The sequence below is a fragment of the Streptomyces apricus genome (assembly GCF_008369065.1).
In the GTDB taxonomy this organism is placed as follows: Bacteria; Actinomycetota; Actinomycetes; order Streptomycetales; family Streptomycetaceae; genus Streptomyces; species Streptomyces apricus.
In genome coordinates this window covers 11,513-25,420 of sequence record NZ_VDFC01000032.1, presented here as the reverse complement: position 1 = coordinate 25,420, position 13,908 = coordinate 11,513, and the positions used below count along the sequence as shown (strand labels likewise).

The window sequence follows — 13,908 nt, the reverse complement described above, 5'->3', positions numbered from 1 at the left end:
CGGGCCGCCCGCCGGTGGCGCGCCCTCAGCCGGCGGGGTCGCGCGGGGGCGCGCTGCTGCCGCGGGGCAGCAGGACGGGTGTGGCGACCGGTCCCGACGAGGGGTTGCGGCGGTGGACGACGTCGAACAGCCGCCGTGTGACGTCGGCGCCGAAGCCGAAGACGTCGTGGCTCATCGCGGACAGGTTGGGGTGGGTGAGCCGGCACAGCTGGGAGTCGTCCCAGGCGATCAGGCTGACGTCCCTGGGCACGCTCAGCCCCATCTCGGACGCCACCGACAGTCCCGCGACCGCCATGATGTCGTTGTCGTAGACGATCGCCGTGGGGCGGTGCGGGGAGGCGAGCAGCGAGCGGGTGGCGCGGGCACCCTGTTCACCGGAGAAGTCGGTGGTGACGCTGCGGGCCGGCTCCAGTCCCAGTTCCGCCACGATCGTGTCCAGGGCCGCGGTGCGCAGCGCGGTGTGGCCGAGCCGCGGGTGGCCGCCGACCCGCGCGATCCGCCGGTGGCCGAGCGCGGCGAGATAGCGCACGACCTCGTGCACGGCGCTCTCGTCGTCGGTCCACACCGAGGTGAAGTCGCCGGCCAGCGACGGATGGCCGACGGCGACGGCCGGCAGCCCGATCGCCGCCAGCTCCGTCACCCGCGGATCGTCGTGCTGCAGGTCGACCAGGAGGGAGCCGGCGATCCGGCGCGCCTGCCACCACTGGCGGTGGACGGCGATCTCCTGCTCGGTGTCCCGCACCAGGTGCAGCAGCAGCGAGCACCCGTGCTCCTCCAGGACGGACTCCACACCGGAGATGAACTCCATGTAGAAGGGTTCGAGACCGAGTTGGCGGGCGGGGCGGGCGATGACCAGTCCGACGGTGTCCGCCGCGCCGGTCGCCGAGCCGGACAGTTTGATCGCGGCCTGGTTCGGCACCCAGCCCAGTTCGGCGACCGCTTCCATGACGCGTTCCCGGGTGGCCTCCGAGACGCCGGGCCGGTTGTTGAAGGCCAGGGACACCGCTCCCCTGGACACCCCGGCCCGGACCGCCACGTCCGTGATCGTGACCCGTCCCGTCCGGCGTCCCCGTTCCTCACTCACGTACGGCTCCCGCGTCGTTGACGCAGAACAGCGCCGCGCGGGCGGTCTGCGTCGTGGGTCGCGGCCAGCCGGTGACCCGCCAGGTCGCGCATTCGCCGGGCAGCAGCGTCACCCGGCCGAGGTCGGTGCGGGCGTCCGCGTGCAGCCGGTCGGCCTGCAGCAGCAGGTCCCGTACGACGCCGGTGGCGGTCACGGTGACCAGCGCGGCGTGGCCGCCGTCCGCGTGGTCGCCGCCGTCCGCGGTGTCCTCGGTCACGCTCACGTCGTAGGAGGCGGCGGGGTAGGCGAACTCGCGGTCCGGGCGGGCGAAGTGCAGCGCGCGCAGACCCGCTCCGCTCGCGTCGTCGGTCGCCCCCGGCGCCCCCCAGGTGTCGGCGACGAGGAACTCGCGCCGCGCGTCGCCGAACTCGGCGACCCTGTCGGGGAGTCGTTCCAGGACCACGGTGCGGCCCGCGGCCTTCAGGGCGATCTCGGCGCTCGCCAGCACCTTGCCGTCGGCCGTGACCCGGCGGACCGTCGCGGTGGTCTCCCAGTCCGTCGCGCTCTGGTTGCAGCCCACGAGCGTCAGCGCGCCGTCGCGCTCCTGGATCGTCAGCAGCCGGTCGGCGTACAGGCGGCGCATCTCGAAGTACAGGGGTTTGAGGCGGCCGTCGCCGTCGATCGCCGCCCAGGAGGTGACCGGCCAGCAGTCGTTGAGCTGCCACAGCACGGTGCCGGCGCAGCGGGGCCAGTGGGAGCGCCAGTGCTCGATCCCGGTGGCGACGGCGCGCGCCTGGTTGAGCTGGGTCAGGTAGTGCCAGGTGTCGAAGTCGCCGGGCTCGGGGAAGTGCGCGAGGAGTCCCCGGTTCAGTTTTCCGTTGCCGTCCTCGGCCTTCTGGTGGTGCAGCATGCCGGGCGAGTCGGGGGTCAACGGGCTCTCGGACAGGGCCCGTTGCAGGGTGGCGAACGCCGGGGGCGCCTGCCAGCCGAACTCGGCGACGAAGCGCGGCACCGTGGCGAGGTAGTCGCTGTAGTCACGGCGGTTCCACACCTCCCAGGAGTGGGCCGTGCCGTGGCCGGGGTCGTTCGGGGTGTGGTCCCACGATCCCGACCACGGGCTGCCCGCCCAGTACGGGCGGGTCGGATCGGTCTGCGCCACGACGCGCGGCAGCAGTCCGAGGTAGTAGCCCTCGCCCCAGGAGTCGCCGGCGAGCTCCGGCTCCCAGTCCCAGTCGGCGAAGCCCCAGAGGTTCTCGTTGTTGCCGTTCCACAGCACGAGCGAGGGGTGCGGCATCAGCCGGGCCACGTTCTCCCGGGCCTCGGCCTCGATCTCGGACCGCAGCGGCTGCTCCTCGGGGTAGGCGGCGCAGGCGAACAGGAAGTCCTGCCAGACCATCAGGCCCAGCTCGTCGCAGGTGTCGTAGAAGGCCCGGTCCTCGTAGATGCCCCCGCCCCACACGCGGACCAGGTCGACGCCCGCCTCGGCGGCCCGGGTGAGCCGGGTGCGGTAGCGGTCGGCCGTGACGCGGGCGGGAAGGGCGTCGTCGGATATCCAGTTCACCCCGCGGGCGAACACGGGGGTGCCGTTGACCACCAGGGTGAAGGCGCTGCCGTGTGCGTCGGCGGAGGTGTCGAGCCGGATCGTGCGGAAGCCCACGCGGCGCTCCCAGGTGTCGAGGATCCGGCCGCCGTCGGCGTCGCTCAGGACGACCGTGCACCCGTACAGGGACTGGGCGCCGTAGCCGCGCGGCCACCACAGTGCGGCGTCCGGGACCCGTACGACCACCGTCGCGGTGGTCTCCCCGGGGGCCACGACGAGTTCCGCGGACGCGTCGCCGACGGCCGCCACCAGTCGCAGGGCCCGGTGCGCGCCGGTCGCCGTGCGGTCCAGGTCGACGACGATCTCGGCGGTGCCGGTGCCGTCCCCGGCGACGGTGAGCCGCGGACGGACCTCCGCCAGCCGGGCCGTGGACCACCGCTCGATCCGGGCCTCGCGCCAGATGCCGGCCGTGACCAGGGTGGGGCCCCAGTCCCAGCCGAAGGAACTGGCCATCTTGCGGACGTAGTTGAACGGCTCGGGGTACGAGTTGGGCCGTGCTCCCAGTGCGGTGCGCAGGGCCTCGGCCTCGGTGTAGGCGGAGGTGAAGCCGACCTCGACCGGCACGGGGCCGTGCGCCGACAGTTCGCTCACGTCGAACCGGTAGGACCGGTGCATGTTGCGGGTGCGGCCCAGCGTGCGGCCCGCGACCCGGACGGCGGCCACCGTGTCCAGGCCGTCGAAGACCAGGTCCGTCCGTTCGAAGTCCGCCTCCTGGACATCGAGTTCGGTCGTGTACGTCCAGTCGGCGCGGCCCACCCAGGCCACGTCCGTCTCGTTGCGGTCGAGGTACGGGTCGGCCAGCAGGCCCGCCGCCATCAGGTCGGTGTGGACGCAGCCGGGCACCTGGGCGGGCACGGCGACGCCGGCCAGTTCGGGGGGCGCCTGCGCGGGGGTGTGGCGGTCGGTGTTCAGGCGCAGCATCCAACCGTGGGACAGCGGGGTGCGGACCTTCATGCGGACTCCTCGGAGACGTGGTGCGGACGCGGGGGACGGGCAGGTCGTACGGGCCCGGGCGAGCGGGCGGGTCGTACGGACCCCGTCATTTGGTGGAACCGGCCGCGAAACCGCTGTAGATGAAGCGCTGCAGTGCCAGGAAGACGACCAGGGTCGGCACGATCACCAGGACGGTGCCGGCGGAGATGGTCTCCCAGTGGGCGCCGAAGGGGCCCTTGAAGCGGAACAGGGCGGTGGAGATGGTGCCGAGTTCGGGGTCGGGCATGTAGAGGAAGGGCACGTAGAAGTCGTTGTAGACGGCGATGCCCTTGACGATGACGACGGTGGCGATCGCCGGCCGCAGCATCGGAAGGATGATCTTCCAGTAGATGGTCCAGGAGTTGGCGCCGTCGATGCGCGCGGCCTCGTCCAGGGACAGCGGGATGGACCGGATGAACTGGAGGAAGATGTAGATCGAGACGATGTCGGTGCCGGTGTAGAGCAGGATCGGCGCCCAGCGGGTGTTGAAGGCGCCCAGTTCGTCGATCACCTGGAAGGTGGCGACCTGCGTGGTGACGCTCGGTACCAGCGCGGCCAGCAGGAAGAGGCCCATCACCAGCTTCTTCAGGCGGAACCGGAAGCGGTCGACGGCGTAGGCGGTCATCGAGCCGATCAGCACGGTTCCGGTGGTGGAGACGACGAGGATCAGGGTCGTGTTGCCGAACGCCCTCAGCATGGCGCCCTGTTCGAAGGCGGTCGCGTAGTTGTCGAAGTTGAGCCAGTTGCCGGGCAGCGACAGCGCTCCGCCGTTCGCCATCTCCGACTGCGTCTTGAGCGAGGTCAGCAGGACGACGGCGAGGGGGACGAGGACGACGGCCGAAGCCAGCAGCAGGGACAGGTACTTCAGGGCGACGGCGGTGCGGGACAGCGCGGTGCGGTCGGCGCGCGCCGGACGCCGGGCGGCGGGCCGGCCGCCGACTGCGGTGTCGGTGGTCACGTGAGCTCCACCCTCTCCTCGGGGACCAGCCGGCGCTGGATCCAGGTGATCAGCAGGATCAGGACCAGCAGGACGACGGCCGAGGCGGAGGCCAGACCGACCTTGTCGAACTGGAAGGCGAGCTTCACGGTCTGGATGACGAACGTCTCGGTGCCGTTCGCGCCGCCGGTCATGATGTACGGGATCTCGAAGACGGCCAGGGACCCGGACACCGCGAGGATGAAGCTCAGGCTGATGACCGGTTTGATGCCGGGCGCGATGATGTGGCGGAACTGCTGCCAGCGGTTGGCCCCGTCCAGCTGCGCCGCTTCGTACAGGTGGGGCGGAATGGACTGGATCGCGCCGAGGAACAGCACCATGTTCAGTCCCGTGAAGCGCCACACGGAGACTCCGGCCAGCGACGGGTTGGCGAGGTCCGGGTCGCCCAGCCACAGGTGCTCGCCCTCGACGCCGACGAGCCGCAGCAGGGTGTCGAGGGTGCCGTCGGGCTGGAAGAAGTACAGGAACACGAACCCGACGGCCACCCCGTTGACGAGGTAGGGGAAGAACAGCAGGCCCTTGAAGAGGTTGCGCAAGCGGGTGCCGAAGCTCAGGACCGTCGCGAAGTACAGGGCGACCGCGATCTGCACGAACGAGGCGGCCAGGTAGAAGCCGCTGACCAGGAACACCTCGAACAGCTGGGGCCGGGTCGCCAGGTCGGTGTAGTTGTCCGCGCCGACGTAGGAACGGTCGGGACTGGTGCCGTCCCAGTCGGTGAAGCCGTAGCCGATCATGTCCGCCACCGGCAGGTAGGTGAACATCAGCAGCAGCGCCAGGGGCGCGGCCAGGAACAGCCACGGTGTGACGGCGGCGGTGCGGCGCCGCCGCCGGCCGTGCTGGCGGCCGGGACTCGGCCCCGCCGGGGCCGGTTCGGGAGGTGGGGCGCCGCGCCGGCCGGCGGTGTCCGCGCCGGGACGGGTCTTCTGGACAGCGGTCATCGCAGCTTCCTCGTGATGGGTTCCCACTCGGGCACGCTTCGGTACGGGGCGGGCAAGAGTGTGCGTGGAACGTCGGTCCGGCCGTTGCGGCCCTGCGGTCGGGGCCACTCCCCCGGTCCGCGGTCCCGCCCCCGCGGGGCGGTCAGCCTCCGAGGGTCTGCTGCGCCTCGGACCACTTGCCGTTCAGCTCGTCGAAGTAGCTGTCCATGTCCCCGTCGGCCGCCCCCCGGGCGACGTCCACCAGCTTCTGCCGGTAGTCCTGCACGGTGATGCCGATCTCCGACGCCTTGTCGACGGCGTTGACCTCGGTGACGTTCTTCTGGTGCTGCGGGATGAGGGTGACATCGTTGTCGGAGAACGGTTTGAGCGTGTCGGGCAGGGGCGCGCCCTTCACCGAGGAGATGGATCCCTCGGCGGCGGCCTGCCCGGACTTGGTGATGTACCAGTCGATCCAGGCGCGGGCGGCGGTCTTCTTGTCGGAGTGGACGTTGACCGCGTACTGGTAGTCGGGGCGCAGCACGGAGCAGAACTTCCCGTGCTTCCGCGCCGGGAACGGCATGAACCCGATGTCGTCGGGGTCCTTGCCGGCCGCTTCCGCCGCGGCCCGTATCTGGCCGATGGCCCAGGAGCCGAGCCACATCGACGCGATCTTCCCGGTCCCCATCTGCGCCTTGGAGTCCTCCCAGTTCGTCGTGGTGGGGTCGGACTCGGTGAGCTTCTCGTCGACCACCGTGTAGAGCAGCTTGTCGATGGTGTGCAGGTCCGATCCCCTGCTCCAGGGCTCGGCCGTCCTCGCCAGGGAGTCGTACGAGCCGGGGTCGCAGGTGGGTGAACCGATGGCGTTCGTCCAGTTGGTGAGCGGCCAGCCGTCCTTGTAGTTGGTGTAGTACGGGACGGCGGCGGTCTTCGCCCTGATCTTCTCCAGGTCGGCGACGAACTGCGCCGGGGTGGCCGGCCAGTCGGTGATGCCGGCCTTCGCCCAGACCGCCTTGTTGTAGACGAACCCGTTGGCCACACCGATGTTGGCGAGACCGTAGACCTGACCGTCCACGGTGGCGTGGTCGGTGTAGTCGAACTTCGCCGACAGGTCGCCGGCCTTGCCCAGCGGGGCGAAGAACGTCGGGTACTGCTTCCGGGACAGGGAGTTCGGGATCAGCAGGACGTCACCGTAGTTCTCGGTGTTCATCCGGATCTTGGTCTCGCCCTCGTAGTCGGTCAGGCCCTCGAACTTGACCTTCACACCGGGGTAGACCTTGCCGAACTCCTCGGCGTACTTCTTCAGGGTGCCGTCGGCCAGTTGATCCGACCGGTTGGTCAGGACCGTGATCTCGCCGGAGACCTTCGCCGGGTCGCTCGGCGGAGCCGCGATCTCACCGCTGCCGCCGCCGCTCCCCCCGCTACAGGCTGTTGCCGCCACCATGGTGGCCACCACCAGTGCCGTCGACTTTCTTCGCATCCCCGCCCGCCTCTCCTTGCGTGACTACGCGTGACAGGCGGGGATGCGGCGCCTCGGCCACCGGGACCCCGGCCTGATGAGCGCTCAACGTAGACGTAACGTCGCGGCAATGTCCATAGACCGGTCCAGATGAATTTCGACGGTGTTTACGGCCATGGCCAGCGACTTTACTAAACGTTGGCTTAACGCGACCAGGGTTCGGCGAGCGCCCGGAGTGAACGAGCGGACGGTCTGGACATCGTTGTCAACGGGATGGTCGGATGGGCGCGGCCAGTCCGGTCGCACACGTCACGCGCGGAAGCTCCCTCACGGAAGGTAATCAAAAAACGAACAGAGGCAGCCTGTCGCGTCGGCCCCGCATTGACAGGTGAAGCTATCGCCATTAGCTTTTAGCTAACGGCAATAGCCACACAGGGGAGACCACCATGACCGAGTTCCTGAACGTCGACGACGGATCGATCGCCTACGAGGTGACCGGCGACGGCCCTCTGGTGGTCCTGGCCCACGGCATGGGCGACAGCCGCGAGGCGTACCGCTTCGTCACGCCGAAGCTGGTGGCCGCCGGGTACCGGGTGGCCGCGGTCGACCTGCGGGGATGCGGCGAGTCGAGCGCGCAGTGGCCTTCGTACTCCCGCACGGACATCGCGGGCGACCTGCTCGCCGTGATCCGCCGGCTGGGCGGTCCGGCCGTGCTCGTCGGGCACTCGATCTCCGGCGGATCCGCCACCGTCGCGGCCGCCCAGGAGCCCGAACTGATCAGCGGCATAGTGGAGTTGGCACCGTTCACCCGCAAGCAGTCGGTCGCCTGGGGCGACCTGCGGGTGGGCCGCTACCGCAAGGCCATGTCCCAGCTGGCCGGCGCCGGTCTGCTGGGCAGGGTGGCGTCGTGGCGCGCCTATCTCGACTCCGCCTACCCGGGCCGCAAGCCCGCCGACTGGGCCGCGCGGCTGGACCGGATCGACGCCATGCTGCGCGAGCCCGGCCGCATGAAGGCGTTCCGGAAGATGGGCGGGTCGGCGCCGGTCGACGCGGGAGCGCAACTCGCGCACGTGCGCTGCCCCGCCCTGATCGTGCAGGGCTCGCTCGACCCCGACTGGGCCGACCCGCGGGCCGAGGGCGAGGCGATCGTGGCCGCGATGCCGGCGGGTCTGGCCCGCCTTGAGATGATCGAGGGCGCGGGCCACTACCCGCACGTCCAGTACCCCGACGAAGTGGTGTCCCTGATGCTCGCCTTCCTGCATGCGAACACCCGTGCCTAGGGCCGGACTCAGCCGGGCCGCGGTGGTCGCGGCCGGCGCCGAGCTGGCGGACGAGGTCGGCTTCGCGGACCTCACCATGGGGCTGCTGGCCGCGCGGGTGGGCGTGAAGACGCCCTCGCTCTACAAGCACGTCGTCTCCCTGGACGCCCTGCGCCGCGGCATCGGCATCCAGGCCAAACAGGAGCTGGGGAACGTGCTGGCCCGGGCCGCGGTCGGCCGGTCCGGCGCGGACGCGGTCCGGGCGATCGCCGACGCCCACCGCTCCTGGGCCCTGGAGCACCCGGGGCGCTACGCCGCCACCGTCCGCGCGCCCGCGGCGGACGACGAGGAGGACCGGCGCGCCGGCGACGAGGCCCTGCAGGTCTTCTTCGACGTCCTCGCCGGCTTCGGGCTGCGCGACGCCCGCGCCGTCGACGCCGCGCGCACGCTGCGGTCCGCGCTGCACGGCTTCGTCAGCCTCGAAGGCGCCGGCGGTTTCGGACTGCCCCGCGACGTGACCGGCAGCTACCGCTTCCTCGTCGACAGCCTCGTCGCGGGCCTGCAGGCGGAGCGGCCCGCGCCGGAGTCACGGTCACGGTAGCCGCACCCGCGGGTCGGCTCCCTCACCGAGGGCGGACCGGCGAACGCAGCTCTCATCGCCGCCCGGGCCGACATCCCGCTCGTGCGCTACTGAGGACGACGGGGGCGATCCGGACCAGGCCGTTCCATCGGACCGGTGGGCCGTCGGGCCGGTGGACCGTCGGGCCGGTGCGTCGTGGCCGATCCGTGGTGGAGCGAAGTGACGCCTCCGTGGCGTCACTTGCCGCTGAAGACGGGGAAGGCGCTGTGGTCGCCGTAGTCCACATCGCGCAGGCCCCGCAGAGCGTCCATGTCCGTGTCGGAGATCTCGAAGTCGACCTGGGCGTTGGAGCGCATGTGATCGGGGTTCGCCGTCTTGGGCAGTGACACCGTGCCCAGCTGGAGGGTGTAGCGGATGCACAGCTGGGGGACGGACACGCCGTACTTCTCCGCCATCGCCTGGACTTCGGCGTTCCGCAGGATCGCGCCGTGGGCGATCGGCGAGTACGCCTCGACGAGGATCTGCCGGCTCGCGCAATAGGCCAGCAGCTCGTCGGGGGTGTTCCCGGCGTGGACGAGCAGCTGGTTCACGTGCGGGACGACGGTCGCACCCTCAAGGATGTTCTCCAGGTCGTGCTGCTGGAAGTTGGAGACGCCGATCGCCCGGATCTTCCCGGCCCGGTGGGCCTCCTCCAGCGCGCGCCAGGCGGCGCGGTTGCCCTGGGCGTAGTCGCCGCCGCGGAAGTCGTTCCACGGCTGCGGGCTGTGGATCAGCATCAGGTCGACGTGGTCCAGGCCCAGCTTCTCCAGGGAGCCGTCGATCGCGGCGAGCGCCCGGTCATGGTCCTTGATCTCGGCGGCGAGTTTGGTCGAGACGAACAGCTCCTCGCGGGGCAGACCGGAGGTGCGCACGCCCTCGCCGACGCCGCGCTCGTTGCCGTACGCCTGGGCGGTGTCGATGTTGCGGTAGCCGATCCGCACGGCCGCGCGGACCGCGTCGGCCGCCTTGTCGTCGTCGATGAACCAGGTGCCGAGCCCGAGCTTGGGGATCTCGACGCCGTTCGACAGCGTGTAGGTCTCGTTCAGGACGGTCATGCGTTCGCTCCGTTCCTCGGCAGCCGGCCGTACACCTCGTCGGTGACCGGCTCCAGCCATTCGTTGCCGACACCCTCGCCCGGGGTGATGAAGGCGAGGTGGGAGAACCACGCGTCGGCTTTCGCGCCATGCCAGTGCTTCGTCCCGGCGGGGACGCGGATCGCCGTGCCCGGCTCCATGCTGATGGGGGCCTCGCCCTCGGCCTGGTACCAGCCGCTGCCTGCTGTGCACAGCAGGATCTGGTCGCCGCCGCCGTCGGTGCCGTGGTGGATGTGCCAGTCGTTGCGGCAGCCCGGCTCGAAGGAGACGTTCATGACGGGAACGCTGCCCGAGGTGAGCGGCGCCAGGTAGCTCTGGCCGGTGAAGTACTGCGCGAAGGCGTCGTTCTTCTCACCGAGAGGGAAGATCTGGTCGAATACGTTGCCTGGCATCTTGTTCCTTTGCTTGCTCTGGTTCACTACGTCCCGCTGAGCGTGCGGGGCCGGTTCGCCGCTCGCGCCGGAGATCAGGCGGAACGCTCTTCCGCGATCTTCTTCAGCAGGGTGATCGCGGTCATGGCGTTGGGCCATCCGGCGTAGAACGCCAGGTGTGTGATCGCCTCGGACAGCTCCTCCACCGTGAGCCCGTTGTCCAGGGCCACCCCCAGGTGGTGCGGCAGCTGCTCGCTGCGGTAAAGGGCGGCCAGCGCACTGACCGTGACCAGGCTGCGGTCCCGCGGGGAGAGCCCGGGGCGCTCCCACACGTCCTGGAACAGGACTTCGTCGGTGAGCTCGACCAGCTTCGGCGCGATGCCGACCAGCTCCTGAGGTGCAGACTGCGTTTCCATGGTGTGACTCTTCGTGATGGTGCGGAGATGAGGATGCGGTATTGCCACTGTCGGCGACCCGAGGCCGGTCGGCATCTCACAGAGAGGGCTGCCCGCCTTCCGGGCCCGGGGCCGCATCCGCTGACACCATCGAGGAAACCGCAGCTCACAGGCGTGCGGAAGGCTCTGCCGTTCCAGGTACCGGCAGAACCTCCCAGCCGCCCCCCGCTCCTCCTAACCTGGACAACATGGACACCACCCGCGAGATCCGAGAGTTCCTCGCCACGCGCCGCGCCAGGATCACCCCGGAGCAGGCCGGCCTGCCCGCCTTCGGGAACGGCAAGCGCAGGGTCCCCGGACTGCGCCGCGAGGAAGTCGCCCTGCTCGCCGGTGTCAGCGTCGACTACTACGTCCGCCTGGAACGCGGCCGGCTCGCCGGTGCCTCCGAAGAAGTCCTCGACGCGCTCTGCCGCGCCCTCCAGTTCGACGACGCCGAACGCGCCCACCTGCACGACCTGGCCGCCGCCCAGCGCCGGCGCCCGGCCCGCCGCACTCCGCACCGGGCCAAGGACATTGTTCCCGCCAGCCTCAAGCGAGTCCTTCAGTCCATGACCGGCTCACCGGCCTTCATCCGCAACGGCCGCCTCGACATCCTCGCCGTCAACGACCTCGGCCGCGCCCTGTACGCGCCCCTGTTCACCGCTGCGGCTCCCACCCCGGTGAACATCGCCCGCTTCCAGTTCCTCGACCCCACCAGCCGCGGTTTCTTCCCCGACTGGAACGCCTCGGTCAACACCACCGTCTCCCTGCTGCGCACCGAAGCCGGCCGGGCCCCGGGCGACACCGAACTCACCGGCCTCATCGGTGAACTCGTCACCCGCAGCGACGAGTTCCGCACCGCCTGGGCCAAGCACAACGTGCGCCTGCACCACACAGGCCGCAAGGCATTCGGTCATCCGGCCATCGGCGAGATCACCCTCGACTTCGACGCCATGCAGCTGCCGGGCGACGCCGGACTGACCCTCACCGCCTACAGCGCCGAACCCGGCACTCCCGAACACGACGCCCTCATGCTGCTCGCGTCCTGGGCCGCAACCAGCTCGGACGAAGCCCACCGGACAGGCGGAACCCTCTAGCGTGGGGCCATGATCGTATGGCTCAACGGCACCCATGGCGCGGGCAAGACGACGACCAGCGCGCTCGTCCAGCAACTGATCCCCGATTCACGGGTGTTCGACGCCGAGAAGGTGGGCGAGACGCTCATGGACATCAGCCCGAAGCTGCCCGGGCCCGGGGCGGAGAACTTCCAGCACTGGCCGCCGTGGCGGCCGCTCGTCGTCGAGACCGCCCGCCACGTGCTCGGCTTCACCGGCGGCACCCTGGTGGTGCCGATGACCGTGCTGGTCGAGGAGTACTGGCGCGAGATCAGTGCGGGTCTTGCCCAGTACGGCGTCCCGGTACGGCACTTCGTCCTCCACGCGGACCAGGACACCCTCCGCCGGCGCATCGAGGAGGACATCCTCATGGGCCCCTCCCCGTTCCGCCTCAAGTACCTCGAACCCTACGCCGAGGCGGCCCGCACCTGGCTGCACAGCGAGGCCGAGGTCGTCGACACCACGCGTCTCACACCGGTCCAGGCCGCCGAACACATCGCCGGGGCCATGCGGGAGTGAGGGCTGCCCCGGTGCCGTCCCGGTGACCCCGGACCGGGCCGTCCCGCGCGGGGCGCGCAGGACGACCCGGCGGTCATCCGGCCGACGACGGCGCCGGTCCGACCAGTTCCGACAGGACGTCCTCCATGGTGACGAAGCCGATCACCGTTCCCGTCCCGCCCATGACCGCGGCCAGGTGGTTCCCGTCGGAACGCAGCGCGGTGAGGGTGTCGTCCAGCGGGGTGTCGATGCGGACCTTGGTGACGGGATGCAGGGCGGTCGGCGGGAACGGCCGGTCGCGGTCGGCGACGCCGAGGGTGTCCTTGATGTGCAGGTAGCCCAGCAGGGCCTTGTCCGGGCCGGTCACGGGGAACCGGGACAAGCCGGCCCCGGCGGCCGTCCGCTCCAGCTCGGCGGGGGTGATCGTGTGGTCCACGGTACGCATCTGCTGGGCCGGCACGAGGATCTCGCCGACCGGGCGGGTGCCCAGCTCCAGGGCGTCCCGCAGCCGTTCGCCGTCGGCGGGTGAGAGCAGTCCCGCCTCGCTGGAGTCGAGCACCATCCGGGCGAGCTGGTCGTCGGTGAAGACCGCCTCGACCTCGTCCTTCGGCTCGACCTTCAAGAGCTTGAGCAGGGCGTTGGCGAAGGCGTTAATGCCGAAGACGACCGGCTTCAGCGCCCGGGTCAGGGCCACCAGCGGCGGACCCAGCAGCAGCGCGGTCTGCGCGGGTGCGGCGAGGGCGATGTTCTTGGGGACCATCTCGCCGATGAGCATGTGCAGATACGTGGCCACGGTGAGCGCGATCACGAAGGCGATCGGGTGCACCAGGCCGTGCGGGACGTGGGCGGCCTCGAAGGCGGGCTCCAGCAGGTGGGCGATGGCCGGTTCGGCGACCGCGCCCAGCACCAGCGAGGAGACGGTGATGCCCAGCTGGGCGGTGGCCATCATCGCCGAGATGTGCCGCAGGCCCCACAATGTCATCCGGGCCCGCTTGTTCCCTTCCTGGGCCAGCGGCTCGATCTGGCTGCGGCGCACCGAGATCAGGGCGAACTCCGCGCCGACGAAGAACGCGTTGGTCAGCAGCGTCAGCGCGCCGATGAGAAGTTGCAAGGCGGTCATCGCGTCTCCTCCACGGCTTCCTGCGGGACCTGTACCTCTGCCTGTACCGGTTCGGTGATGCGGACGCGGTCGGCCCGGTGGTGCTCCACGTCCAGCACCTCCACCCGCCAGCCGTCCAGATCCAGGACATCGCCCGCGACCGGGATCCGCGCCAGCCGTGTGGCGACCAGGCCGGCGACCGTCTCGTACGGTCCCTCCGGCGCCCGCAGCCCGATCCCGGCCAGCTCGTCCAGCCGCACACTGCCCTCCGCCTCCCAGGCGGCGCGCCCGTCCGGCGTGGTGGGGGCGGGCTGCAGGTCGGGCACCTCGACCGGATCGTGCTCATCACGTACCTCGCCCACGACCTCCTCCACGATGTCCTCCACCGTGGCCACCCCGGCCGTGCCCCCGTAC

Annotated in this window: 14 protein-coding genes; 4 read left to right on the top strand and 10 right to left on the bottom strand. The window is 70.6% G+C overall.

Going from position 1 to position 13,908, the window contains the following annotated elements:
• Nucleotides 1–25: 25 nt before the first annotated feature.
• From FGF04_RS10795 to FGF04_RS10775, 5 genes are all read right to left on the bottom strand, one after another.
• Nucleotides 26–1,084: a LacI family DNA-binding transcriptional regulator gene (locus FGF04_RS10795; protein ID WP_149511068.1), complete on the bottom strand. Its 1,059-nt coding sequence runs from the start codon at nucleotides 1,082–1,084 to the stop codon at nucleotides 26–28.
• A complete protein-coding gene (locus FGF04_RS10790) occupies nucleotides 1,077–3,617 on the bottom strand; it encodes a glycoside hydrolase family 2 protein (RefSeq protein WP_149511067.1) in 2,541 nt (846 codons plus the stop codon). The genes FGF04_RS10795 and FGF04_RS10790 overlap by 8 nt, the downstream gene beginning before the upstream one ends.
• An 85-nt stretch (nucleotides 3,618–3,702) precedes the next feature.
• Nucleotides 3,703–4,524, bottom strand: coding sequence for a carbohydrate ABC transporter permease (locus tag FGF04_RS10785; protein WP_149511103.1), 822 nt, complete (start codon nucleotides 4,522–4,524; stop codon nucleotides 3,703–3,705).
• Nucleotides 4,525–4,589: 65 nt separating this feature from the next.
• Nucleotides 4,590–5,570, bottom strand: a complete 981-nt coding sequence (locus FGF04_RS10780) for a carbohydrate ABC transporter permease (protein ID WP_149511066.1) — start codon at nucleotides 5,568–5,570, stop codon at nucleotides 4,590–4,592.
• Between the two features lie 142 nt (nucleotides 5,571–5,712).
• Nucleotides 5,713–7,026 carry an ABC transporter substrate-binding protein gene (locus FGF04_RS10775; protein WP_149511065.1) on the bottom strand — a complete coding sequence of 438 codons (1,314 nt, stop codon included), beginning with the start codon at nucleotides 7,024–7,026 and terminating at the stop codon, nucleotides 5,713–5,715.
• Nucleotides 7,027–7,451: 425 nt separating this feature from the next.
• Here FGF04_RS10775 and FGF04_RS10770 point away from each other — a divergent pair, with 425 nt between their 5' ends.
• Both FGF04_RS10770 and FGF04_RS10765 read left to right on the top strand, forming a co-directional pair.
• Nucleotides 7,452–8,285 (top strand): alpha/beta fold hydrolase, encoded by an 834-nt coding sequence (locus FGF04_RS10770; RefSeq protein ID WP_149511064.1) that lies wholly within the window; start codon nucleotides 7,452–7,454, stop codon nucleotides 8,283–8,285.
• Nucleotides 8,278–8,865 carry a TetR/AcrR family transcriptional regulator gene (locus FGF04_RS10765; RefSeq protein WP_188114039.1) on the top strand — a complete coding sequence of 196 codons (588 nt, stop codon included), beginning with the start codon at nucleotides 8,278–8,280 and terminating at the stop codon, nucleotides 8,863–8,865. Before FGF04_RS10770 ends, FGF04_RS10765 begins: the two co-directional genes overlap by 8 nt.
• A gap of 215 nt (nucleotides 8,866–9,080) precedes the next feature.
• Here the strand turns inward: FGF04_RS10765 and FGF04_RS10760 are convergent, their stop codons facing one another.
• The 3 genes from FGF04_RS10760 to FGF04_RS10750 form a co-directional block, all read right to left on the bottom strand.
• Nucleotides 9,081–9,938 (bottom strand): aldo/keto reductase, encoded by an 858-nt coding sequence (locus tag FGF04_RS10760; protein WP_149511062.1) that lies wholly within the window; start codon nucleotides 9,936–9,938, stop codon nucleotides 9,081–9,083.
• Nucleotides 9,935–10,369, bottom strand: coding sequence for a cupin domain-containing protein (locus tag FGF04_RS10755; RefSeq protein ID WP_149511061.1), 435 nt, complete (start codon nucleotides 10,367–10,369; stop codon nucleotides 9,935–9,937). The genes FGF04_RS10760 and FGF04_RS10755 overlap by 4 nt, the downstream gene beginning before the upstream one ends.
• Nucleotides 10,370–10,443: 74 nt before the next feature.
• The gene (locus FGF04_RS10750) at nucleotides 10,444–10,764 is read right to left on the bottom strand and encodes a carboxymuconolactone decarboxylase family protein (RefSeq protein WP_149511060.1); all 321 of its coding nucleotides are present in this window, start codon (nucleotides 10,762–10,764) and stop codon (nucleotides 10,444–10,446) included.
• 227 nt (nucleotides 10,765–10,991) lie between these two features.
• On the opposite strand from FGF04_RS10750, the gene FGF04_RS10745 reads away from it, so the two are divergent.
• Together FGF04_RS10745 and FGF04_RS10740 are read left to right on the top strand one after the other, a co-directional pair.
• Nucleotides 10,992–11,879 carry a helix-turn-helix transcriptional regulator gene (locus FGF04_RS10745; protein ID WP_149511059.1) on the top strand — a complete coding sequence of 296 codons (888 nt, stop codon included), beginning with the start codon at nucleotides 10,992–10,994 and terminating at the stop codon, nucleotides 11,877–11,879.
• Nucleotides 11,880–11,888: 9 nt separating this feature from the next.
• Entirely contained in the window at nucleotides 11,889–12,416 is a 528-nt protein-coding gene (locus tag FGF04_RS10740) for an AAA family ATPase (RefSeq protein WP_149511058.1), read from the top strand.
• 73 nt (nucleotides 12,417–12,489) lie between these two features.
• Here the strand turns inward: FGF04_RS10740 and FGF04_RS10735 are convergent, their stop codons facing one another.
• Both FGF04_RS10735 and FGF04_RS10730 read right to left on the bottom strand, forming a co-directional pair.
• On the bottom strand, nucleotides 12,490–13,515 hold the full coding sequence (locus FGF04_RS10735; protein WP_149511057.1) for a hemolysin family protein: 1,026 nt from the start codon (nucleotides 13,513–13,515) through the stop codon (nucleotides 12,490–12,492).
• On the bottom strand, nucleotides 13,512–13,908 hold a 397-nt coding region (locus FGF04_RS10730; RefSeq protein ID WP_328596285.1), incomplete at its 5' end, for a transporter associated domain-containing protein. The genes FGF04_RS10735 and FGF04_RS10730, both read right to left, overlap by 4 nt.